Annotated in this window: 20 protein-coding genes; 13 read left to right on the top strand and 7 right to left on the bottom strand. The window is 72.8% G+C overall.

From position 1 onward, the window contains the following. Positions 1 to 10: 10 nt before the first annotated feature. The gene (locus KALB_RS18110) at positions 11 to 652 is read right to left on the bottom strand and encodes a response regulator transcription factor (RefSeq protein ID WP_025357130.1); all 642 of its coding nucleotides are present in this window, start codon (positions 650 to 652) and stop codon (positions 11 to 13) included. Positions 653 to 828: 176 nt separating this feature from the next. On the opposite strand from KALB_RS18110, the gene KALB_RS18105 reads away from it, so the two are divergent. The 4 genes from KALB_RS18105 to KALB_RS18090 all read left to right on the top strand — a co-directional run bounded on the left by KALB_RS18105 (position 829) and on the right by KALB_RS18090 (position 4645). Beyond that, on the top strand, positions 829 to 1785 hold the full coding sequence (locus KALB_RS18105) for an L-lactate dehydrogenase (RefSeq protein WP_025357129.1): 957 nt from the start codon (positions 829 to 831) through the stop codon (positions 1783 to 1785). 166 nt (positions 1786 to 1951) lie between these two features. Further along, positions 1952 to 2410 (top strand): Hsp20/alpha crystallin family protein, encoded by a 459-nt coding sequence (locus KALB_RS18100; protein WP_025357128.1) that lies wholly within the window; start codon positions 1952 to 1954, stop codon positions 2408 to 2410. 37 nt (positions 2411 to 2447) lie between these two features. After that, positions 2448 to 2915 (top strand): GyrI-like domain-containing protein, encoded by a 468-nt coding sequence (locus tag KALB_RS18095; RefSeq protein ID WP_158510762.1) that lies wholly within the window; start codon positions 2448 to 2450, stop codon positions 2913 to 2915. Positions 2916 to 3076: 161 nt separating this feature from the next. Then, entirely contained in the window at positions 3077 to 4645 is a 1569-nt protein-coding gene (locus KALB_RS18090; protein ID WP_025357126.1) for a DUF6461 domain-containing protein, read from the top strand. 13 nt (positions 4646 to 4658) lie between these two features. Here KALB_RS18090 and KALB_RS18085 read toward each other — a convergent pair whose 3' ends face one another. Both KALB_RS18085 and KALB_RS18080 read right to left on the bottom strand, forming a co-directional pair. Then, positions 4659 to 6932, bottom strand: coding sequence for a heavy metal translocating P-type ATPase (locus KALB_RS18085; RefSeq protein WP_025357125.1), 2274 nt, complete (start codon positions 6930 to 6932; stop codon positions 4659 to 4661). An 11-nt stretch (positions 6933 to 6943) separates the two neighbouring features. Continuing rightward, positions 6944 to 7453 (bottom strand): universal stress protein, encoded by a 510-nt coding sequence (locus tag KALB_RS18080; protein WP_025357124.1) that lies wholly within the window; start codon positions 7451 to 7453, stop codon positions 6944 to 6946. Between the two features lie 213 nt (positions 7454 to 7666). On the opposite strand from KALB_RS18080, the gene KALB_RS18075 reads away from it, so the two are divergent. Then, the gene (locus KALB_RS18075; RefSeq protein WP_025357123.1) at positions 7667 to 10204 is read left to right on the top strand and encodes a cation-translocating P-type ATPase; all 2538 of its coding nucleotides are present in this window, start codon (positions 7667 to 7669) and stop codon (positions 10202 to 10204) included. A gap of 33 nt (positions 10205 to 10237) precedes the next feature. On the opposite strand, the gene KALB_RS18070 is transcribed toward KALB_RS18075, so the two are convergent. After that, entirely contained in the window at positions 10238 to 11944 is a 1707-nt protein-coding gene (locus tag KALB_RS18070; protein WP_025357122.1) for a sensor histidine kinase, read from the bottom strand. A gap of 218 nt (positions 11945 to 12162) precedes the next feature. Here KALB_RS18070 and KALB_RS18065 point away from each other — a divergent pair, with 218 nt between their 5' ends. The 4 genes from KALB_RS18065 to KALB_RS18050 all read left to right on the top strand — a co-directional run bounded on the left by KALB_RS18065 (position 12163) and on the right by KALB_RS18050 (position 15119). Beyond that, positions 12163 to 12678: a flavodoxin domain-containing protein gene (locus tag KALB_RS18065; protein WP_025357121.1), complete on the top strand. Its 516-nt coding sequence runs from the start codon at positions 12163 to 12165 to the stop codon at positions 12676 to 12678. An 83-nt stretch (positions 12679 to 12761) separates the two neighbouring features. Next, complete coding sequence (locus KALB_RS18060; protein ID WP_148309510.1) at positions 12762 to 14291, top strand: bifunctional aminoglycoside phosphotransferase/ATP-binding protein; 1530 nt, start codon at positions 12762 to 12764, stop codon at positions 14289 to 14291. Beyond that, the gene (gene phoU / locus KALB_RS18055; protein ID WP_030109587.1) at positions 14243 to 14875 is read left to right on the top strand and encodes a phosphate signaling complex protein PhoU; all 633 of its coding nucleotides are present in this window, start codon (positions 14243 to 14245) and stop codon (positions 14873 to 14875) included. Before KALB_RS18060 ends, phoU begins: the two co-directional genes overlap by 49 nt. Positions 14876 to 14900: 25 nt before the next feature. After that, positions 14901 to 15119, top strand: a complete 219-nt coding sequence (locus KALB_RS18050) for a PLDc N-terminal domain-containing protein (protein WP_025357119.1) — start codon at positions 14901 to 14903, stop codon at positions 15117 to 15119. Here KALB_RS18050 and KALB_RS18045 read toward each other — a convergent pair whose 3' ends face one another. Continuing rightward, entirely contained in the window at positions 15120 to 15797 is a 678-nt protein-coding gene (locus tag KALB_RS18045; RefSeq protein ID WP_025357118.1) for an HPF/RaiA family ribosome-associated protein, read from the bottom strand. It lies immediately after the preceding gene. A gap of 186 nt (positions 15798 to 15983) precedes the next feature. After that, positions 15984 to 17447 (bottom strand): CYTH and CHAD domain-containing protein, encoded by a 1464-nt coding sequence (locus tag KALB_RS18040; RefSeq protein WP_025357117.1) that lies wholly within the window; start codon positions 17445 to 17447, stop codon positions 15984 to 15986. 109 nt (positions 17448 to 17556) lie between these two features. On the opposite strand from KALB_RS18040, the gene KALB_RS46555 reads away from it, so the two are divergent. Continuing rightward, complete coding sequence (locus KALB_RS46555) at positions 17557 to 17778, top strand: hypothetical protein (RefSeq protein ID WP_030110220.1); 222 nt, start codon at positions 17557 to 17559, stop codon at positions 17776 to 17778. A 108-nt stretch (positions 17779 to 17886) separates the two neighbouring features. Here KALB_RS46555 and KALB_RS18030 read toward each other — a convergent pair whose 3' ends face one another. Further along, positions 17887 to 18102 (bottom strand): DUF1918 domain-containing protein, encoded by a 216-nt coding sequence (locus KALB_RS18030; protein WP_025357115.1) that lies wholly within the window; start codon positions 18100 to 18102, stop codon positions 17887 to 17889. Between the two features lie 170 nt (positions 18103 to 18272). On the opposite strand from KALB_RS18030, the gene KALB_RS18025 reads away from it, so the two are divergent. The 3 genes from KALB_RS18025 to KALB_RS18015 are packed head-to-tail and all read left to right on the top strand — an operon-like array spanning position 18273 to position 21726. Next, complete coding sequence (locus KALB_RS18025) at positions 18273 to 18494, top strand: SHOCT domain-containing protein (protein WP_201771936.1); 222 nt, start codon at positions 18273 to 18275, stop codon at positions 18492 to 18494. A gap of 1 nt (position 18495) precedes the next feature. Then, on the top strand, positions 18496 to 20733 hold the full coding sequence (ppsA, locus tag KALB_RS18020; RefSeq protein ID WP_025357113.1) for a phosphoenolpyruvate synthase: 2238 nt from the start codon (positions 18496 to 18498) through the stop codon (positions 20731 to 20733). Positions 20734 to 20739: 6 nt separating this feature from the next. Further along, complete coding sequence (locus KALB_RS18015) at positions 20740 to 21726, top strand: Acg family FMN-binding oxidoreductase (RefSeq protein ID WP_025357112.1); 987 nt, start codon at positions 20740 to 20742, stop codon at positions 21724 to 21726. Positions 21727 to 21738 lie beyond the last annotated feature (12 nt).

Here is a 21738-nt window from a genome sequence, read left to right as displayed (position 1 = left end):
CAACCCCACCTCACCGACGGGTGCTGAGCACGTAGCGGACCGCGTCGGCGCGGGAGTGGAACCCGCCCTTCGCGAACAGGTTGTTGATGTGGGTCTTCACCGTCGCCTCGCTGATGACCAGTCGCGCGGCGATCTCCGGGTTGCGCAGCCCCTCGCCGATGAGGCCGAGGACCTCCTGCTCGCGCGCGGTCAGGCCGAACTGCTGCTCCTGCCCCGCCGCCGGTGCCGGCCGACGCGTGGCCAGGTGCAGCAGCCTGCGCTGCACCTGGGGGTCCAGCACCGCCTGCCCGTGGCTGGCGCTGCGCACCGCCTGGAGGATCGTCGCCCGGTCGGCCTCCTTGGTCAGGTACCCGCTCGCACCGGCCTGCAGGGCCGCGAGGATGGACTCGTCGTCCTCGAAGGTCGTCAGCACCAGGACCTGCACCCGCGGTGCGATGCCCCGGATGCGCTCGGTCGCCTCGACCCCGGTCAGCACCGGCATGTGCAGGTCCATCAGCACCACGTCGGGCCCGTGCTCGGCGACCGCGGCGACGGCCTGCTCACCGTTGGTCGCCGTGGCGACCACCTCGATGTCCTCGGCCAGCCCGAGCATCACCGCGAGCGCCTCACGGACCGATGCCTGATCGTCGACGACAACCAGCTTGACACTCACGGGGTGGACCTCCAACTCGACATGCGGGACCACCGACAAGGCTATGGGTGGGGACGGGCGGCTGTCCTGGGGCCCGCGCCGTATCCTCCGGGTGGAGACGGACTCCACCCGGAGGGTGCCGGGCAGAGGAATCCGGCCCTGTCCGGAGCACGCCCCGGGCGTGGACCCTTCGCCGTGTGTCCCAGTTGACGGCAACGCGCAAGGTCGCCATCGTCGGCGCGGGCGCGGTGGGCTCGACCATCGCCTACGCCTGCCAGATCCACGCCGTGGCGAGCACGATCGCGCTCTACGACATCGACTTCGCCAAGGTCAACGCCCAGGTGCTCGACCTGCGGCACGGCAGCATGTTCGCGCCGCCGGTGACGATCGTCGGCGGTGACCGGGTCGCGGTCTGCGCGGACGCGGACGTCGTGGTGATCACCGCGGGCGCCCGGCAGCGGCCGGGGCAGAGCCGCATGGCGCTGGCGGGCAGGAACGTGGCGCTGTGCCACGAGCTGGTGCCGCGCCTGCTGGAGGTGGCGCCGGAGGCGATCCTGCTGCCGGTCACCAACCCGGTGGACGTGATCACCACAGCGGTGCTCGAGGCCAGCGGGCTGCCCGCGCACCGGGTGATCGGCTCGGGCACCGTGCTGGACTCCTCGCGGCTGCGCGCACTGATCTCCGAGCGGGCCGGGGTCGGTGTGCCCAGCGTGCGCGCGTACATCGCCGGGGAGCACGGCGACAGCGCGGTGCCGCTGTGGTCGGGGGCGTACATCGGCTCGGTGCCGGTGTCGGACTGGGTGGCCGGGGGCGTGCGGGTCTTCACGGACCAGGTGCGCGGGGACATCGCGCGGGCGGTCACCGCCGCGGCGTACGAGGTGATCGCGGGCAAGGGCGCCACCAACTACGCCATCGGGCTGGCGATGGCGCACCTGCTGGAGGTCATCCTGCGCGACCAGCGCCTGATCCTGCCGGTGAGCAGCCTGGTCGAGGACTTCCACGGCATCACCGGGACCTGCATGTCGCTGCCCCGGCTGGTCGGCCGTGCCGGTGCGGGCGCGGTGGAACCGGTCGTGCCCGCACCGGAGGAGATCGAGCAGTTGCGCTGCTCGGCGGCGCAGATCACCAAGGCGTGCCGGGATCTGCGGCTGTGAGTCGGGGGCGGCACGGCACCCGGGCCGTTGGTCCCTGCGGGACAGGGAAGGGTGACCCTCGCGCCCCTGGTGCGCGAGGAGTGTCCTGAGCGTGGGGGCGCCGCGACCGGCACCCCGAGGATTCCGAGCCATCATCACGAATTCGAGACGTCAGGAGATCAGCGCAATGGCACAGCACCTCGTCCGGCCACACAGTCCCTTCGGCAGCTGGGATCCCCTCCACGAGTTGGAGGACCTCTACGGCCAACTGGGCCGGTGGATGGACTCCTTCACGGACCGGGGCGAGGACATCTCGCAGACCGCGTGGTCACCGCTGGCCGACGTGACCGAGACCGCCGAGGACTACCTGATCGAGATCGACCTGCCCGGGGTTCGGCGCGAGGACGTCACCATCGACCTGGCAGGCAGCGAACTGACCGTCAGCGGGATGCTCGAGCAGGCCGAGCGGCGCGGGGCACACCGGCGCCGGGCACGCCGCACCGGGCGGTTCCTCTACCGCGTGAGCCTGCCGCAGGACCTGGCCGCGGACAAGATCGACGCCAAGCTGCGGGACGGGGTGCTCACCATCCGGGTGCCCAAGAGCGAGGTCGCCAAGCCGCACCGCATCGCCATTTCCGCGAAGTGACCGCTGGGTCAGCCGAGCACTGGTGGAGGACGTTGTGGTGTCGTACCTGGTGCAGCTCAAGGAACTCCCGCCGAGTGTCGTGCTGCGCGTGCGCAGCAGCGTGCCCGCGGAACAGATCGGTGAGGCGGTCCGGACCGCGTTCGCCCAACTCACCTCCGCCGCCGTGCAGGCCGGGCTCGATCCGGTCGGTCCGACCGAGGTGACCTACCTGAGGCAGTTCCGCCCCGGTGAGGTGGCGGAGATCGAGGCGGACCTGCCGGTGAGCGCGGACCCCGTGCGCGCCGGGGTCGGTGGACTCGTGCGGCGGCCGGGACGCATCGTCGCGCACGTCTTCCACAAGGGGCCCTACGAGGACATCACGGGCGCCTACCAGGCCCTCATCGACTGGATACAGCGCACCGGGCACCGAACGGTGGGGCATCCCACCGAGGTCTACCTGGTGGGGCCGAACGAGGACCCGCTGCCGGAGAACTACCTCACCGAGGTGGTCATCCCCGTTGAGTGAGCGGGAAGCCGCCACCGGTGTGCCTGTCCGATCGTTCGGCGGACATCGGGTCGGACCCGTGGCAGCATGGGGCCGTGCGCGTTCCCAAGGGGTTGACCACAGCGGTCGCAGAAGCCTTTTCCGCAGTGCTGGCAAGGATTCCAGGCCCACCAGCGGCGGATTTGGGCCGACACCGGTTCGACGGCACGCACGATCAGCACCAGACGCTCGTGCAGGCGGCGCAGCGTTCACTGGGCCCGCTGCTGGCGACCCGGCTGCTCGGCGCACTGGAGCTGACCGTGGCGGAACTCCACATGGGAGCGCCTGGTGGACTCACCACCGGTCTCGTGCAGCGGACCTCGGGCATGTTCGCCTTCCTGTCCTCGAACGACGAGCCCGAGACGACCAAGGCCCTGTCCCTGCTGGAGATCACTCATCCCGGCGCGACCGACCTGGTGGTCGAGCTGACCCGGTACCTGGCGCGCGAGGCGGGCATCCGGGAACTGCTCACCGTCGACCCGGAGGTCACGGGTGAGCAGGAGATCATGGCGCGACACGGCAGGGCCTACCTGGCGCTGGCGGTCACCACGGCCAGCGCGGTGTTGCGGGAACTGGACGTCGACTCCCCCGCGGTGATCGGGACGGCGCTCGGCGCGGCCGTGCTGGTGCTGCGCGAGGCACCCGAACCGCCCGCCTACGCCGCGGCCATGCTCGACAAGCGCCGGGCGGAGTACCTCGTGCCGCGGATGTCCACCGTGCAGGCGGAGATCACCGACAGCCGCTACGCGTTGGCCGAACGCGGAGTTCCCCCGGAGGTGGACTTCACGGAGAACGGCCTCGTGGCGGCGATCCCCGGCGGGCTGGCGGTCCGCGTGGGCGCGGAAACGGGCCGGGTGCCGGTCGGACTGAGCGTCCTGGCCGAGCCGCCGTCCGAGGTCATGCTCGCGATCTGGGACGAGGTCGTGGAGGTCAGCTGGACGGCGGACACCGGGTTCGCCACGATCACCGGCGGCCGGCAGGAGGATTGCGCGCCACCGTGGCCGGGTGAGTACCGGGCCAGGGTGCACGCCCGAGGCCGCGACGGTGACGACGCGGAGCGGTACGAGGTGGTGGTGTGGTCGGCGCCCGCCGCGCCACCGATCGTGCACAAGCGCACGGACCGGCTCGGGCACCGGCTGCGAGGTGAGGCCGAACCGCCCGTCGTGCTCGCGCCAGAGGCCGAGTTCCGGTGGATCGAGCAGAGCCAACTGTCCGTGGCGGCCACCGTCACCGTGGTCGACGGGTTGACCGCGGAGGAGGTCGTGGCGGCCTTCGGCGCCGATCCCGAGGACCCGTTGTCCCTGTGGGAATGCCTGGAATCCGGGGACTGGACCCCGGCAGTCGCCGTGCAGGCCTGCGACGGGGTGGTCTTCGCGGTCGAGGTGAACGGGTTCCAGGGCTCGAACCACGAGGTGCTGCGAGCACTGTCCCGCAACGGCAGGGCGGCCAGCATGTTCTGGAACGTCAACGCCCTCACCCAGTTGTCCTTCGCCCGCGGCGGCGAGGTGCTGTGGGCGGAGGAACTGCTCGGCGAGCTCCCGGCCAGCGAGGACCCCGAGGTCGCGCGGGCCCTGGCGGGGCTGGACTTCGAGGACCACCGCCACCTCGAAGCCAAGGGGGTGACGGCCGTTGCCCGGTTCACCGGACGCGGTCCGACCGAACGGGAGGTGGACCGCCTCCTGTACGAGGACGTGGGCTACCAGACCCCCTGACCGAGTTCTCGGCTCACGAGGTGCTCGGCGAACCGGGCGTGAGGCTGAAGTAGCCCTGCTCCTCCTGAGCGAAGTGCAGGGCCAGCACGGCGCCGAGACCGTAGAGCGTCGCGCGCAGGTCGTCGACCTGGCTTGGTTCGAGGTGCCCAGCTGACAGGTGCCGGGCAAGCCTGCGCACGAGGCGCTCGATCTCGGCGTGCCCGCGGCTCATGGTCGTGGTGGTCTCGGCGGTGCCGAACAGTTCGCCCAGCGCGGGGTACAGCTCGTGCTCCTCGGCGCGTTCGTGTGGCAGCAAGTGGTCCACGAGCAACTGGTACGCCCGCCGGACCTGGACCTCGGCCTGCTCGGTGGGCCCGTCCGACAGCGAGTCGGCCGCACTGCGCACGGCCGAGAGCACCGGCATCAACAGCCGGTGTTCCTCGGCGAAACGCCGCAGCAACTCCTGGTCGCGCTGACCGAGGCGCACGGCCTTGGCAGGCAGCACGGCACGCAGGCTGTTGAGGATCACGGCCACGTCGATGACCTCCTGCACGAGGGCACCGACAACCGGGACCAGCACACCGAACGCGGCCAGCCCCATGGCGAGCACGGACAGCCCGAGCCCCGCGCCCGCGCTCTGCACCGCGATCCGGCGGGCCCGCGCAGCCGTCTCGACCGCCCCGGCCAGCGGATCGATCCGGTCGCTGAGCACCACGGCGTCAGCGGCCTGGGCCGCCGCGGTCGCGCCCCGTGCGCCCAGTGCCACACCGACATCGGCCGCGGCGAGCGCCGGTGCGTCGTTGAGGCCGTCGCCGACCACCACGGTCACGCCGCGGCGGCGTTCGGCCTCGACTCGACGCACCTTGCTCGCGGGCGTGCAGTCGGCCCGCACCTCGTCCAGACCGAGCAGACCGCCGACCTCGGCCGCGGCACCGGCGCGGTCGCCGGTCAGCAGCACGATGCGCCGCAGGCCCACCGCCCGCAGCCGGCGCAGCGTGCGGGCGGCGTCCGGCCTGATCTCGTCCCGGGCGAGCAGGGCCGCGACGGGCTCGCCGTCGACCGTGACCCAGATCGGTGTGGCGCCGTCGAGTTGGGCGCGCCGCAGTGCCGAGGCCGCCCACCCGGTCGCGGGCTCCTCGGTCCACGGTGGCTTGCCCACGGTGACAACCGCGCCGTCGACGATGCCGGTGACGCCCGTACCGGGTTCCTCGCGGACGTCGACGGCCGGTGTGCCGCCCAGTGACCGCGCGGCCCGCACGACCGCCCCCGCGAGGACGTGGGACGACAACAACTCCACGGAGCCCGCCATGCGCAGCACCACCTCGCGGTCCCAGCCCGGCGAGGTGAGGACCTCGGTCACCGAGGGCGCGCCCGCGGTGACGGTGCCGGTCTTGTCCAGCACCGCGATCTCGGCCCGGCCCAACGCCTCCAGCGCGCGGCCGTCACGCACCACCACGCCCTGCCTGCTGGCGCGGGACATGCCCGCGGTCACGGCGATCGGCACGGCCAGCAGCAGCGGGCAGGGCGTGGCGGTCACCAGCACGGCGACCGCGCGGACCGGATCACCGGTCACCAGCCACGCCAGCCCGGCGACCGCCACCGCGAACGGCAGGAAGGCGGCCGCGAACCGGTCGGCCAACCGCGCGACCGGCGCACCGCGTGCCGCTGCCGCACCCGCCAGCCGCACGACACCCGCGTAGGTGCTCTCGGCGGCGGGTCTGCTCGCGACGAGGTCCACGGCGCCACCGGCGTTGACCACACCGCTGCTGACCTGCTCGCCCGCCGCACGGTCCACGGGCAGCGGCTCACCGGTCAGCGCCGACTCGTCGAACGTGCCGGTCCCCACCAGGCAGCCGTCCACCGGCACGACCTCGCCGGGCAGCACGACCACCCGGTCACCGGCCGCCACGCGGTCCACGTCCACCGCAACCAGGTCCCCACCGACCCTGCGCCTGGTCCGCGCCGGTGACCGGTCCAACAGCGCGGTCAGGTCGTGACCGGCGCGCCGCTCGGCACCGGACTCCAGGACCCGGCCGGTCGCGAGCATCACGCCGATCACCGCACCAGCGAGGTGTTCACCGACCAGCAGTGTGCCGCCCAGCGCCAGCACCGCGAGCACGTCCGCGCCCATGCGGCCCGCGCGCAGGTCCGCCGCCGCCCACCAGACGGCGGGCAGCAGGGCCGCCACCGCTCCGGCGGCCCACGCCACCTCGGCCGACGGGGACCCGGCAGCCCACAGGACGCCGCCGCCGACAGCCGCGGCGAGGGTCAGCGCCAGCAGCACCCAGGCCAGGCGTTCCGGTCGCATCCGGCCTCCGATCAGTACAGCGGCTCCGGGGCTGCCTGGACCACCACCGGGTTGGGACGCTCCTGCTGGACCGGCTTGCGGGCCGGGACGACCACGACGGGGCAGCGCGCGTGCCGCAGGCAGTACGCGCTCACCGATCCGAGCAGCTTCTCCGCCACCCACGAGTGGCCCTGCCGCCCGAGGACGAGCAGGTCGGCACCGGTCGACAGGTGCACCAGGGCGCGCGGCGGCCACTGGCTGACCATGTGCCGGTACACGGTCATGCCCTGTGCCTCGCCCGCGACACAGGCCATGGCCTGGTCCTGCTGGGCCTGCTGCGCCGTCAGCGCTTCCTCCGCCGCGTGGTAGGGCATGCCGACCACCGGTGGCGGGCCTTCGACCGGTGGCGGATCGGTGTGCCACGCCGTGACGACGTGCACCTCAGCGTCCCTGCGTCTGGCCTCCTCCAGTGCCCAGCGCAGGGCGTCCACGCTTGCCTGGGAGCCGTCCACGCCGACTACGACCTTTCCCTTGGCATCCATCACTGTTCCCCTTCCCGAATTCGGTCCCACAGTGGCCGCAACAGTGCCCCGCGCACAGCGGCGGCAGGCCCTGCCCAGTCGGGACCTTCGCCCCTCCGCAGGGTTCACGCCGTTCGGCCGGACCGCGCCGGGGCTTTGTCCTCTGCTGGGCGGGCCCGCGGTCGAGTGCGATAAGTCGAGTGCGACAAGGCGCACGGGTCGAAGGAGGCTGCCATGAGCGGGTCGCCGATCGTTGACGGCGGCGGTGGCCGTGAGGTGGCTGCGGCAGCGGCACCAACCGGTCTGTCCAGCCAGGAGGCCGCACTGCGCCTGACCGCGCACGGGCCCAACCTGCTTCCTGCCCCGCCGCGTCCCGGCGCGTTCGCGGGTTTCCTCCAACAGTTGAGGGATCCGCTGGTTTACGTGCTGCTGGCGGCCGCGGCCGTCTCGGTGCTGCTGGGCCAGCCGGTCGACGCGTCGGTGATCCTCGGCGTCGTCCTGGTCAACGCCGTGATCGGGCAGGTGCAGCGAGCACGCGCCGAGCACGCGCTCGCGGCGTTGGTCCGCATGTGCCCGACGTGGGTCCGCGCCCTGCGCGACGGTGTCGTCACCCGCGTGCGGGCCGAGGACCTGGTCCCCGGCGACGCGGTGCTGCTGGCCCCCGGCGACCAGGTGCCCGCGGACTGCCGGGTCCTGACGGCCACCGGTCTGCTGGTCAACGAGTCCGCGTTGACCGGTGAGTCGGTGCCGGTCCTCAAGCAGCCGGGCGACCTGCCTCCCGGCACGCCGGTGGCCGACCGGACGGACATGGTGCACGCCGGAACGCTGGTGACCGGCGGGGACGGGACCGTGCTGGTCACCGCGACCGGTGGCGACACCGAGTTGGGCGCGATCAGCGACCTCGTGGCGGCGGCACGGCCACCGGTCACCCCGCTGACCCGTCAGCTGGCCCGGTTCAGCCGCCAGCTCGCCCTCGCCATCACGGTGCTGGCGGCGGTGACGTTCGTGGTCGGCCTGCTGCGCGGGCAGCCCGTCGGCGAGGTGTTCACCGCCGCCGTCGCGATGGCGGTCGGCGCGATCCCGGAGGGACTGCCCGCGGCGGTCACCATCGTGCTGGCCGTCGGCGTCGTGCGGATGGCGGGCCGCCACGCCATCGTGCGCCGCCTGCCCGCCGCCGAGACCCTGGGCAGCACAACGGTGATCTGCACCGACAAGACGGGAACCCTGACCGCCAACCGGATGACGGTGCGGACCGTCCTGGCGGAGGACGAGCACGAGTGCCTGCTGGCCGGTGTCCTGTGCAACGACGCCGCGATCGGCTCGGACGCGGAGGTGATCGGCGACCCGACCGAGGGCGCGCTGCTCGGTGCGGCGTCCTCGGCGGGGCTGTCCGTCGAGCGGGTGCGGGCGCGCTACCCGCGGCTGGCGAGCCTGCCCTTCGACGCAAGCGCCCAGCTCATGGTCACCGTGCACGACGGTCCGGCGGGACTCGTCGGCTACGTGAAGGGCGCGCCCGAGCGGGTGCTGCCGCTGTGCGACCGCGAGCTGGGACCGAACGAGGTCATCGGCCCGGTCCGAACCGCGGTCGCGTACGCGCGGGCCGAGCAGGAGGCAGCCCGCGGTCTTCGCGTGTTGGCGCTGGCCAGGTTCACGCCGCGATCCGTCGAGGACCTCATACCGCACAACCTCGTGCTGGTGGGTTTCCAGGCCATGCTCGATCCCGCGCGGCCGGAGGCGGTCGCAGCCGTGGCCGCGTGCCGGGAGGCGGGCGTCGAGGTCAAGATGATCACTGGCGACCACGCGGCGACGGCGCGGGCGGAGGCCACCGAGTTCGGGCTCCTCGGCCCGGAGGACACCGTGCTGTCCGGGCCTGAGGTCGGCCGCGCGGACGAGGAGGAGTTGCTGGCCGCGAAGGTGCTCGCGCGGGTGTCGCCGGAGCAGAAGCTGCGGCTGGTGGAACTGCTGCAACGGCGCGGGCACGTGGTGGCGATGACCGGGGACGGCGTGAACGACGCGCCCGCCCTGCGCCGCGCGGACATCGGGGTGGCGATGGGGCTGACCGGCACCGACGCCGCCAAGCTGGCCGCGGACGTGGTGCTGGCCGACGACAACTTCGCCAGCGTCGAGGCCGCGGTCGAGCAGGGCCGCGCCGTGTACGACAACCTGCGCAAGTTCATCGCCTGGACACTGCCGACCAACATCGCCGAGGGCGTGGTCCTGATGGTCGCCGTGCTCGCGGGCGTGACGCTGCCCCTGCTCCCCGTACAGGTGTTGTGGATCAACATGACCACTGCCGTGCTGCTCGGCCTGCCGCTGGCGTTCGAGTCCGTGGAACCGGGTGTGATGGCCCGGCCGCCGCGACCACCCGGCCGGTCGCTGCTGTCCGGCGATCTGGTCCGCCGGATCGTGCTGGTCGGCCTGCTGCTGGTCACGGCCTCGTTCGCGGCGTTCCAGTGGCAGCTGTGGACCGGGGCGAGCACCGCTGCCGCGCGCACGACCGCGATGGCGGTGTTCGTGGTGGCTCAGATCGGCTACCTGCTCAGCTGCCGCAGCCTGGACCACCTGCGCGCGGTGGGCCGCAACTGGTGGCTGATCGGCGGTGTCGGCCTGATGGCGCTGCTCCAGGCCGCGATCACCTTCCTGCCGGTGGGCAACGAGCTGTTCCACACGGCGCCGCCGAGTACCGGTGCCTGGCTGGTGGTGGCGGTGATCGGCGCGGCGACGTACCTGGTCGCCCAGGCGGACAAGCTGCTGTGGGCGCCTCGTCGCTGACCGCCCAACCCCGGGACGCGGGCGGGATCCAGCTCAGGGCGCGGCAGACGAACCCGCTTTCGGCAGCGGCACCAGCAGCCGCACCGCACCCGCCGCGTGGCTGAGCCCACCCCCGGCCTCAGCCACCCGGCCCCGCAGCTCCGCCAGCCTGTCCTGGGTGGTGGCGGTCCCGTCGCAGGTCACCTCCAGCACGAGGTCGTCACCGAACTCGATGAGGACCTCGGCCTCGGTGGCCCGATCGCCGCGCAGCGTGTCGGCGAGCGCACCGCGCAGCACGGCCGAGATCAGCTCGGCGACATCACCGGGTACCTCGGTGTCCACCGGTCCGCGCACGCGGGTGGTCAGTCTCAGGTCGGTGTGCGCGGTCATCTCGACCACCAGGCCGAGCAGGGTGCTCCGCAGGTCCCGGACACCGGCCGGCGGTGCCGGGTCCAGGTCGAAGATGGAGGTGCGAATGGTCATGATCACGTCGTCGAGCTCGCGGATGACCTCGGTCAGGCGGCGGCCCGTCGCACCGGTGACGGTCGGCACCAGGGACTGCAACCGCATACCGGCCGCGAACAGCCGTTGCAGCACGTGGCCGTGCAGTTGCCCACCGATCCGGTCGCGGTCGGCGACGAGGGCGAGTCGGCGTGCCCTGCTCTGCTTGACCGCCAGTTCCAGTGCGAGTGAGGCCTGGCTGCCGAAGGAGGCCAGCAGCGGCGGTTGTTCGTGCCGGAACGGCGGGCGTCCCTTGCCCCGCAACACGATCAGCACCCCGGTGATGTGCTCCCCCGACCGCATCCGCACGGCCATCGTGCGCTGGAAGTCGGTGAGCAGGCCGCCGAGAGCGCTGTCGGCCCGGTTGTGCGCCAGGTCCGTCTCGATCACCGGCACCCCGGTGGCGAGGACCTCCGCGATGAGCGCGTCCGCACTGGACAGACAGCGGCCACCCACGGCCCCGTCGATGTTCCCCGCCCAGGCCTGCACCACCAGCCGGTCCCGCTGCTCCGGCGGGGTCAGCAGCAGCAGTGCCGCGTCCGCACGGGCCAGGTCCACCGCGCGGCGGGCCACCAGGTTCAGCGCCTCGCCCTGCGCCACGCCGGACAGGAGTTCGGTGGCCAGGTCCGTGGTGGCCTCCAGCCAGCGCTGCCTGGACTGGGCCTGTTCGAACAGCCGGGAGTTGTCCACCGCGATCCCGGCCGCCGCGGCGAGGGCCTCCACGACCCGCTCGTCGGCGGCGGTGAACGCCCCGCCACCGCGCTTGTCGGTGAGGTAGAGGTTGCCGAACACCTCCCCGCTGATCCGCACCGGCACGCCCAGGAAGGTGCGCATCGGCGGGTGGTGCGGCGGGAACCCCGCCGAGGAGGGGTGCGTCGACAGCCCGGTGATCCGCAGCGGTCGCGGGTCGGCGATCAGCGTGCCCAGCAGTCCGTGGCCGGTGGGCAGCGGGCCCATCAGTGCGCGAGTCGGCGCCTCGATGCCCACGGTGACGAAGGTGCACAGCCTGCCGTCGGCGCCGAGCACACCCAGTGCCCCGTACTCGGCGTCGACCAGTTCGGTCGCGGCCACGACGATCCTGTGCAGGGTCGAGTCCAGTTCCAGTCCGCTGGAGACCGCCACCACGGCGTCCAGCAGGCCCTGCACCTGGCCCTTGGCCGTGTTCAGTTCGGCGACTTGCGTGGAGAGCTCGGTGAGCAGTTCGTTCAGCCGCAGGCCGGACAGGTCGATCGGGTGTCTGCCACTCGCCGAGTCGGGCATCGGCTGACCTCCGTACTCGTTCTGTCGCGCAAGACATGCGTAGTCACATCGGCAAGAGCACACAAGGAGCCAGTCCAGTGGCCCTTGGCGGCGGAGCCCATGGCCGGACGGGGTCGGAAGGCACTGCCGCGCTGGGCATCCCGGCACTGCCGGTGGTGGTCCGGCGGTTCCTAGCCTGGGTCCAGCAACAGCCAGGCGGGTCGGGCAGGAGGTGGGTCATGACGGTGCTGGTCGGTTACGCGAGCGAGGGAGGATCGACCGAGGAGATAGCCGAGCACATCGCGGCGGACGTGAGCGCGCAGGGGCACCAGGTGCTGCTCTGCTCTGCGGACCGGGCGCCGGATCCGGCGGGGTTCCAGGCGGTGGTGCTGGGCAGCGCGATCCACAACCAGGCGTGGCTGCCGGAGGCGATCAGCTTCCTGCGGGAGTATCGCGACGCCCTGGGCGCACGACCGGTGTGGCTGTTCGGGGTGGGCCTGCCGGGTGCGCTGCACGGCCGGATGCGGGCGCTGGCGTTGCGGGAGAAGCAGAAGGTGTTCGAGGGGCTGGCCAGCGCGGTGCACCCGGAGGACTGCGCCCTGTTCACCGGGGTGGTGCGGCCCGAGCAGATGCCGTGGTGGGGCAGGCTGGCCTTCCGCGCGGCGGGCGGGCACTTCGGTGACTTCCGGGACTGGGCGGAGATCGCGCGCTGGACCGACACGATCTGCGCACGACTCGCGCCGGTCGGGGGCTGACGGGCCGTTAGGGGACTTGGTCCCTGCCCGTGGAGTCCGCAGTCACTGCCAGGACCACCGTCGGACCGGGCACGGTGAAACGCATGGCGTACGAGAGCACATCCCAGTTCCCGACGCAGGTGCGGGAGACGCACTGCGCCACGGTGTTCTTCCTGGGCGACCGGGCGTACAAGATGAAAAAACCGGTGGCACTGGGCTTTCTCGACTTCAGCACGCCCGAGGCACGACGCGCGGTGTGCCACCGGGAAGTGGAGCTCAACCGACGCCTGGCGCCGGACGTGTACCTCGGAGTCGCGGAAGTGCTGGACACCGAGGGCACGCCGTGCGAGTGGCTGGTGGTGATGCGCCGCATGCCGGCCGAGCGCAGCCTTGCCGCGCTGGTCAGGTCGGGGGCGCAGGTGCGCGGGCAACTGCGCGATCTCGCGCGTCAGCTGGCGGCGTTCCACGCCCGCGCCGAACGCGGCCCGCGGATCGAGGAGGCGGGGTCCGTGCGGGCGCTGCGCGAGCGGTGGGGTTCGACGCTGGCCGAGCTGCGGACCGCCACCGGCGAACCGCTGCGGGCCGAGGTGCTCGCGGAGATCACCACATTGGCGCAGCGGTACCTGGACGGCCGGGAACCGCTGTTCCGGGCACGGATCTCCGCCGGGGCCGTCTGCGACGGGCACGGGGACCTGCTGGCCGAGGACGTGTTCTGCCTGCCGGACGGTCCGAGAGCCCTGGACTGCCTGGAGTTCGACGACCGGCTGCGCTGGGTGGACGGCCTGGACGACGCGGCCTTCCTCGCCATGGACCTGGAGCGGCTGGACCGCCGCGACCTGGCCGCGTGGTTCCTGGCCCAGTACCAGGAATTCAGCGGCATGCCGTGCCCACCCTCGCTGACCGACCACTACATCGCCTACCGGGCCGTGGTGCGCGCCAAGGTGGCCTGCCTGCGCCACGCCCAGGGCGCCGCGGGGCAGGCCGAGCAGGCGCGGCTGCTGGCCGACATCGCGCGGCGGCACCTGCGGGCGGCCGCGCCCAGGCTGGTCCTCGTCGGCGGTCAGCCCGGCACCGGCAAGTCCACGCTGGGGGGCGCGCTGGCCGACCGGATCGGCGCGGTGCTGCTGCGCTCGGACCGGGTCCGCAAGGAGATCGCCGACCGCAACCCGTTGGCCCCCAGCGCATCGGGCTGGGAACAGGGCCTGTACTCCCCCGCGCACACCGCGCGGACGTACCAGGAGTTGCTGCGGCGTGCTCGACACCTGCTCGGCCACGGGGAGAGCGTTGTCCTCGACGCGAGCTGGCGCGACGCGGCCGAGCGCGAGCGGGCCGGTGAGCTCGCCCACGCGGTATCGGCCGCGCTCGTGGAGCTGGAGTGCCGCGTGCCGCGGGCACTCGCCGACGCGCGCATCCGCACTCGCACCGCGGACCCCTCCGACGCGACCACCGGGATCGCCGGGGTGATGGCGGCGCACTTCCACCCCTGGCCGCGGGCCGGGGTCATCGACACCAGCGGCCCCGTTGCGGGTGCCGCCGAGCAGGCCGCCCTGGCCTGCGCCACTCCCTTCCACCACCTGGAGGCCCCATGCGCACCACCTTCCGCCATGAACTCGACCAGCTCCACGAGCAGCTGATCGGCATGCTGAACCTGGTCGAGGCGGCGATGGGCCGGGCGACGGCCGCGCTGCTGGACCCCGATCGCGCGCTGGCCGAGCAGGTGCTCGCCGAGGACGCCACGATCGACGCCCTGCGCGCGGAGATCGACGAACGGGTGCTCACGGTGCTGGCCACCCAGCAGCCGGTCGCCGCCGACCTGCGGGTGCTCGTCGCCGCGCTGCGCATGAGCGGGGACCTCGAACGCATGGGGGACCTCGCACGCCACGTGGCCGAGACGGCCCTGCTGCGCTACCCCGAGTCGGTCGTCCCGGCTGACCTGCGGTCGCTGGTGCGCCGGATGAGCGTGGTCGCCCAGCACCTGGTCAGCGAGGTGCGCGACTGCGTTGGCTACCCAGGAGGGCGCAGCGGCCAGCTGGCCGACCGCGACGACGACCGCATGGACGAGTTGCAGCGGCAGCTGTACGAAGCGGTGCTGTGCGGGGACCGCCGTGCGGAGAACACAATGGACGTCACACTGGTCGGTAGGTACTACGAGCGCTACGCCGACCACGCGGTCGCGGTGGCCAGGCAGGTCGACTTCCTGGCCGGAGTGGGCTCGTGAGCGGATCCGAGCGGAAGGAGCACGTGTGGTGCGGCACCAGAGCTGGCACGACCTGACACCTGGACAGCGGCGCGCGGTGATCGTGCTGGGCGCGGCGCAGTTCACCCTGGCCGGGGTCGCCTGGCTGGATCTGGCCATGCGACCGGCCTCGGAGGTCACCGGGCGCAAGGGCATGTGGGCCGCGGTGATCGCGGTGAACTTCCTGGGGCCGCTGGCGTACCTGCGCTGGGGCCGTCGGCGGTGATCAGGCTGCCGGGTGCAGCAGCACGTAGTCGCCGTCCCTGCGGTACAGCAGGCGGCCGCGCTGGCTGGTCCGCTCCCGGAAGAACAGGGAGGGCTCGCCGGTCAGCTCCAGCCGCTCGATCGCGCAAGCCTCGCTGAGCACGAGCGCGTCATCGGTGTTGGCCGCGAACCCGTAACCGTCCTCGGCGGTGCGCCACACGGCGCTGTCCCGGTCGGTCGAGGTGTCCAGGTAGAGCCCGAACCGCTGACCGGCCCGCACCAGTTCCAGGACGGCCTGCTCGGGTGAGGCACAGCCGGGCATGGTCGTGACGTGGCGGACCAGCACCCGGGACGGCACGGTCCTCGGCCCGACGCGGGCGCGCCGGTGGTGTGCGAGGTCGACCAGTTGCCTGCGCAGTGCGGTGCGGACCTGGTCCGCGGCCTGTCGCACCGTCGCACCCGTGGCGAAGGCGACGAGCTGGATGCCGCCGACCAGGAGCGTGGCGTGTCCGATGATCGCGGCCCTGGATCGAGCGCCGGGCTGGGAGAACCAGACGGTCCCGCAGTCGATGGGGCGGTGCGCGTAGCGGGCGAGTTCGGCGATCCTGCCGCGCACGTGCTCGGCGGTGTGCTCGTCGACCAGGCCGTTGGTCTGTACGGTGATCAGCGGCGCGGGTTGTGCTGCTCGCTGGGTTCGCATGGCAACTCCGTTCACGGTCATCAGCCTCGGGTGTGCGTGCTCGCACGGGAGTGGGTCAGCAGGCTGTCCACGTCCACCACTGCGTCCAGGGCGCCTGTCGCGGGATCACGCCCCCGTCGGTGGTCTTCACTGCCTGGACCTGGCTCTGTCGCACGGTTGTGCCCCTTCCAGCGGTGGTCGGTCCGGTCAGCGGTGGCGGTAGTGGTGCACGGCGTCCTGCCAGGCCGCCGCCCACTCGACCCGGCAGCGGGCGCGTTCACCGCGTTGCAGGGCGAGGAGTTCACCGGCGGCCACCGCGCACTGCGGCAGGGCCTGGGCCATCGAGCGCAGCCAGGACTCGGCGAGCACGGCGTCCTGGTGGTCACCGAGCACGTCCTGTAATCGCGCCAGCGCCCTGGCCAGTCGCGCGTTGTGCCGACCGTACGCGGCCTCGGCGGCGTAGCGGCACCGCTTGGTGCGGATCCGGATGCGGTGGAACTCCTGGTTGGCCGGTTCCGCGCTGGTGCCCCGGACCACCCGGGCGAGGCGTTTCCACTGACTGGCGACCAGCTCGTCCAGTTGGCCGGTGTGCTCGGTGAGACGCGGATTCTCCACCGAGTCGAGCAGGCGGTCGTACCGGGTGCCGCGCAGGGCGTCCAGCATCCGTTCGCGGGCACGGGCCCGGTGTGCGCACAGCTCGGTGAGCAGCAGTTCCACCGCCTCGGCGTCGCAGGCTGGCAGTGACCGGGCCTGCCGCCGAAGCCGCTGCACCAGCACGTCGTCGTCGCGGACGGGCCCCACCTGGGCACTGAGCCAGCCCAGTTCGGCCTGCACGTGCGCACGCCAGTCGGCCTCCAGCACGGGGGCGAAGGTCCGCAGATCCGACCGGTACCGCCTGGCCGCGACCCGGAACTGGTGCACGGCCTCGGGGTCCTCGCCCAGGCGCACACCGAGGTCGTGCCGGACCAGGGCTGCCGCCGACCTGGCGAAGGCCTGCTGGGCCGCCTCGCGCACGGTCGGGTGCTTGCCGCCCGACCGCGGTGCGGGCGGCTGTGGCGGTGCGGCGCCCAGCACGCGCACGAGCTTGGGCTGGGCAGAGCGCAGCAGGCAGCCGGCGTGCACCAACCGGTCGACGACCTCGTCCAGCAGGCGGTGCGCGACGGGCAGCTCGGTGAGCAGTTCCACTTCGACCTCGCGGAACGCGGCGACCGGGCGCCCACCGCGGGTGGCCGTGACGAGATCGTCGACGACCTCGGCCAACGGGGTTTCGCCATTGCCGCGCAAGGGGATTCGGGTCCGCACGGTGCGCAGCGCGGCGACCGGCGCCAGCGCGCGGCCGCGCAGGTGCGCACGCACCAGGTCGACGGCGGCCGCCGGGGGCTGTCCCGCGGCGCCGGGGAAGATCAGTTCCCGCCGCACGAGTTCGGCGCCGTCAACCGAGTCGGGCACCTTGAGCGTCCACCTGGGACCGCCGTCCCCGGTGCGGTGGCGCAGGGTGATCCCAGCGCGCAGCAGCAGGAGGTCGGCGCAGTCGTGGTAGGTGGCGTCCAGCACCCGCGTCTCGGCCTCGCCCGCACCGAACTCGGTCAGGTCCGGCAATTCGAACCGCTGCGGAGGTGAGAACTTCGCCTCGTGCTCGGTCCAGGAACGGTCCACATCGGATCCGGTCATGGACTCGATGCTGGTCCCGCCGCTGCCCCGCCTCCAGGGTCCGCAGATTCCGTCCGACGGGGTCTTTGGACACTCCTGGTGGACCGGGCCCGCCCTCTAGTCTCTCCGCATGACGGACGTGGCCGGTGAGGTGATCGACCTGCTGGGACGCCTGCGCGGCAGCGTGGTCGACTCGGGGACGTTGGCGCGACCGCGCCACCCGACCCGTACCTCGGTGTCGGCCGGGGAGCGCACGCCGCCCCTGACGGAGCCGGTGCCGGGGCGCACGTCGGGGGCGCCGGGCACGAGGTGCCGCGGCTGCCCGGCACCGGGTGCACCGTCACTCCCCTGATCTGGCTCGCGGCCGTCGTGGTGGCTCTGACGGCCGCGAGCCTGCCCGGCGCTGGGCGCCGAGTCCGATCTTCGATACGGTGCCGCGCGTTCAAGTTCTGAGCAGTGCTCACTTTCCGCTGGCGGGCCGCTCCGCACTCGGAGCGTGCTCGACGTGCGCGTCCTCACCGGGGAACACCACGCCCTCGTGCTCGGTGTCCAGCCACCGGACGTGGTAGGGCGGCGCGCCGTCCGGGGAGTGGACCTCCAGGACCAGCGCCCTGCGGGGCGGCAGCCCACAGCCGGATCGGTCGACGACCAGCCAATCGCCGGGTCTCGCGTGCATGGCTCCTCCTCGTACTCACGGCACTGGCCCTGTCTGTCTAGCTCGCGACCGCACCTGGTTCGCAGGGTCCGAAGTCCTCACCGGTCCAGGACCGGGCGAGGGCTTTCAGCTCTGCCAAGTCACCTTCGTGCGCTGCGAGGCTGGAGGTACGAGAGCGGAGGTGCACGATGATGCCCTGGTACTACGGGTCCGAGGCCGGGTGGCTGGTGCCGCTGACGATGACCCTGGGCATGCTCCTGTTCTGGGGCGGCCTGGTCGCGGTGATCGTGGTGGTGCTGCGACACAGGCAGTTCGCCCGGCGAACCCCGCAGGAGGTGCTGGCCGAACGGCTGGCCAAGGGTGAGATCGACGAGCAGGAGTACCAGCGGCTGCGGGACCTGGTGCGAGGCTGAGATGTCCCACTACACCAAGGCATTCGCCGCACTGGGCAAGGAGGACACCGCGATCGCCGGTGGCAAGGGCGCCAACCTCGGCGAGCTGACCCGCGCGGGGCTGCCCGTGCCGGAGGGCTTCGTGGTGACCGTGCGGGCCTACCTCGACTCGCTGGAGTCGGCCGGGTTGCACGAGGAGGTCCGCGCAGCCTTCGACCAGGCCATGGCCGCGGCCTCCTCCCCCGAACTGGCCGCGGCCTGCGAGCGCGTGCGGGCGCTGGTGCACAAGGCGGGCGTCAGCCAGCAGGTGCGCGAGCAGGTCGAGCGGGCGTACCGGGAGCTGGGCGCGGACCAGCCCGTGGCGGTGCGGTCCTCGGCGACCTCCGAGGACGGGGCGGACACCTCGTTCGCGGGCATGAACGCCACGTACACCAACGTCATCGGCGTGCAGGAGGTGCTGGCCCGGCTGACCGAGTGCTGGGCCTCGCTGTTCGGCGCGCGGGTCGTGGCGTACCGGGCGAACCGCGGCATGGCCGAGGAGCCCGCGATCGCCGTCGTGGTGCAGCGGATGGTGGACTCGGAACGGTCCGGCGTGGCGTTCACCGCCGATCCGTCCACTCAGGACAGGAACCGGATCGTCGTCGAGGCCGCGTTCGGGCTCGGCGAGGTCGTGGTCAGCGGGGCCGTGGAGCCGGACACCTACGTGCTGGACAAGAACGGCCCTCGGCTGCTGGACACCCGGACGGGCAGGCAGCGGTTCAAGATCGTGCGCGGCCCCTCCGGACACGACCTGCGCGTGGACCTGTCCCCGGAGGAGGGCGCGGAGCAGGTGCTCACCGAGGACGAGGCGATCGCCGTGGCCCGGCTGGCCGCCGAGGCCGAGCGGCACTACGGCTGCCCGCAGGACGTGGAGTGGGCCATCGCCGAGGGCAGGACCTGGCTGGTCCAGGCCAGGCCGATCACCACGCTGACCGACGGCGGTGTGCTGGCCCGCGGGCTGGCGGCCTCCCCCGGTACGGCCACCGGCCGGGTGCGCGTGCTGTCGGATCCTTGCCAGGGCGGGCAGTTCCTCGACGGCGAGGTGCTGGTCGCCCGGATGACCAGTCCCGACTGGGTGCCCGTCATGCGCAGGGCGGCGGCCCTGGTCACCGACGGCGGGGGCATGACCTGCCACGCCGCGATCGTGGCCCGCGAGCTGCGCGTGCCCTGCGTGGTCGGCACCCGGGAGGGCACGACCCGGCTGCGCGACGGTGACCTGGTCACCGTGAACGGCTCCACGGGCGAGGTGCTCGCCGGCCGGCTGGACCGGCCGGCCCGCACCGAACCCCGTCCGACCGCGGCCGGGTGGGCACCGGAGTCGTTGGGCACCAAGGTGTACGTCAATCTCGCGGTACCCGAGCGCGCGGAGGAGGTCGCCGCGCTGCCGGTGGACGGGGTCGGGTTGCTGCGAGCGGAGTTCATCCTCACCCAGGCCCTGGGCGGCGAGCACCCCAGGCAGCTGCTGGCCGCGGGCGGGGACGCGGAGTTCGTGGCACGGATGAGCGAGGCGCTGCTGCGGATCACCACGGCCTTCGCCCCGCGCCCGGTGGTGTACCGGGCCACCGACTTCCGCACCAACGAGTTCCGCGCGCTGGCGGGCGGCGAGCGGTTCGAGCCGGTCGAGGCCAACCCGATGATCGGCTACCGGGGCTGCTACCGGTACGTGCGCGAGCCGCAGCTGTTCGGCCTGGAGCTCGACGCGCTGGCCGCGGTCCGCGAGCAGACCCCGAACCTGCACCTGATGCTGCCGTTCGTGCGGACCTGCTGGGAACTGCGGGAGTGCCTGCGCGTCGTGGACGCCAGCCCGCTGGGCGCCCAGCGCGGCCTGCACCGCTGGGTCATGGCCGAGGTGCCTTCGGCGGCCTACTGGATCCCCGAGTACGCGCGGCTGGGTGTGGACGGGATCTCCATCGGCAGCAACGACCTCACCCAGTTGGTGCTCGGGGTGGACCGCGACTCCCAGCTGTGTGCCGAGCTGTTCGACGAGTCCGATCCCGCGGTGCTGGACATGATCGAGCGGATCGTGCGCGCCGCCACCGAGGCGGGCATGACGACCTCGCTGTGCGGCCAGGCCCCGTCCACCAGACCGGGTTTCGCCGAGCGGCTGGTGCGCATGGGCATCACCTCGGTGTCGGTCAACCCGGACGCGGTCGGCGCGGTCCGGTCGGAAATCGGTTCGGCCGAGCGCGGCCTGCTGCTGCGCTCGGCACGGGAGAGGTGAGCGGCCATGGCCAACGGTCCTGACCGGCAGACGATCCGTTCGGCGGTCGCGCTGGCGACCAGGGCGCCGTCCCTGCACAACTCGCAGCCCTGGCGCTGGCGGGCGGCTGAGCACTCGCTGCACCTGTTCGCCGACGCCTCGCGGCTGCTGCCCGCCACCGACCCGGAGGGCAGGGACCTGTTGCTCAGCTGCGGGGCGAGCCTGCACCACCTCCAGGTCGCGCTGGCCGCCGAGGGCTGGGCGAGCACGGTGCACCGACTGCCCAACCCCAACCGTCCCGACCACCTGGCGGCCGTGGAGTTCCACAGCAAGGAGCCCGAGCGCCGCGATGTCGAACTGGCCGCGGCCATCCCGCGGCGGCACACCGACCGCCGCGGCTACAGCTCCTGGGAGGTGCCGGTCGCACTGCTCGACGAGCTGGCCATCGTGGCATCCGACCAGGGATCGGCACTGGTGGCGGCCACGGACGCCACCGCCCGGTTCCAGCTCGCCTCCGCGATGGCGAAGGCGGCGCTGCGGCAGGAGGCCGACAGCGAGTACGCCGCCGAACTGGCCACGTGGACCGGCCGCAGCCCGTTCGTGGTGGAGGGCGTGCCCGCCACCGTCATCCCCGCCTCGGGCCGTCGGCACGAGGACACCACGATGCGGGCCTTCCCCAACGGGCTGCTCACCGAGCCCGCGGGCGAGGAATCCGACGCGGGCGCGCTGCTGGTGCTGGCCACGGCGCGCGACGACGTGGTGTGGCGCCTGCGGGCCGGGGAGGCGATGAGCGCGGTGCTGCTCGCGGCCACCGACTTCCGGCTCGCGACCTGCCCGTTGAGCCAGGTGTTCGAACTGCCCGACACCAGGACGCTGGTCCGCGACCGGGTGCTGGGCGGGTTCGGCTACCCGCAGGTCGTGCTGCGGGTGGGCTGGGCACCGGTGCGCAGCGCCCCGCTGCCCGCGACGCCACGGCGCCCGCTGGACGAGGTGTTCGGCTCCTTCGAGTGCTGAGAGGAACAGGAC

The sequence above is a fragment of the Kutzneria viridogrisea DSM 43870 genome (assembly GCF_000525635.1).
Taxonomy (GTDB): domain Bacteria; phylum Actinomycetota; class Actinomycetes; order Mycobacteriales; family Pseudonocardiaceae; genus Kutzneria; species Kutzneria viridogrisea.
This window is presented reverse-complemented; position numbering and strand designations above follow the sequence as displayed.

Bases quoted from the DNA above. Each gene is read 5' to 3' on its own strand.
- KALB_RS18075 (WP_025357123.1), top strand. From the start codon at position 7,667: ATGAGCGGGTCGCCGATCGTTGACGGCGGCGGTGGCCGTGAGGTGGCT.
- KALB_RS18085 (WP_025357125.1), bottom strand. From the start codon at position 6,932: ATGCGACCGGAACGCCTGGCCTGGGTGCTGCTGGCGCTGACCCTCGCC.
- KALB_RS46555 (WP_030110220.1), top strand. From the start codon at position 17,557: ATGACGGACGTGGCCGGTGAGGTGATCGACCTGCTGGGACGCCTGCGC.
- KALB_RS18070 (WP_025357122.1), bottom strand. From the start codon at position 11,944: ATGCCCGACTCGGCGAGTGGCAGACACCCGATCGACCTGTCCGGCCTG.
- KALB_RS18080 (WP_025357124.1), bottom strand. From the start codon at position 7,453: ATGGATGCCAAGGGAAAGGTCGTAGTCGGCGTGGACGGCTCCCAGGCA.
- KALB_RS18100 (WP_025357128.1), top strand. From the start codon at position 1,952: ATGGCACAGCACCTCGTCCGGCCACACAGTCCCTTCGGCAGCTGGGAT.
- KALB_RS18065 (WP_025357121.1), top strand. From the start codon at position 12,163: ATGACGGTGCTGGTCGGTTACGCGAGCGAGGGAGGATCGACCGAGGAG.
- KALB_RS18040 (WP_025357117.1), bottom strand. From the start codon at position 17,447: ATGACCGGATCCGATGTGGACCGTTCCTGGACCGAGCACGAGGCGAAG.
- KALB_RS18015 (WP_025357112.1), top strand. From the start codon at position 20,740: ATGGCCAACGGTCCTGACCGGCAGACGATCCGTTCGGCGGTCGCGCTG.
- ppsA (WP_025357113.1), top strand. From the start codon at position 18,496: ATGTCCCACTACACCAAGGCATTCGCCGCACTGGGCAAGGAGGACACC.
- KALB_RS18025 (WP_201771936.1), top strand. From the start codon at position 18,273: ATGCCCTGGTACTACGGGTCCGAGGCCGGGTGGCTGGTGCCGCTGACG.
- phoU (WP_030109587.1), top strand. From the start codon at position 14,243: ATGCGCACCACCTTCCGCCATGAACTCGACCAGCTCCACGAGCAGCTG.
- KALB_RS18030 (WP_025357115.1), bottom strand. From the start codon at position 18,102: ATGCACGCGAGACCCGGCGATTGGCTGGTCGTCGACCGATCCGGCTGT.
- KALB_RS18045 (WP_025357118.1), bottom strand. From the start codon at position 15,797: ATGCGAACCCAGCGAGCAGCACAACCCGCGCCGCTGATCACCGTACAG.
- KALB_RS18060 (WP_148309510.1), top strand. From the start codon at position 12,762: ATGGCGTACGAGAGCACATCCCAGTTCCCGACGCAGGTGCGGGAGACG.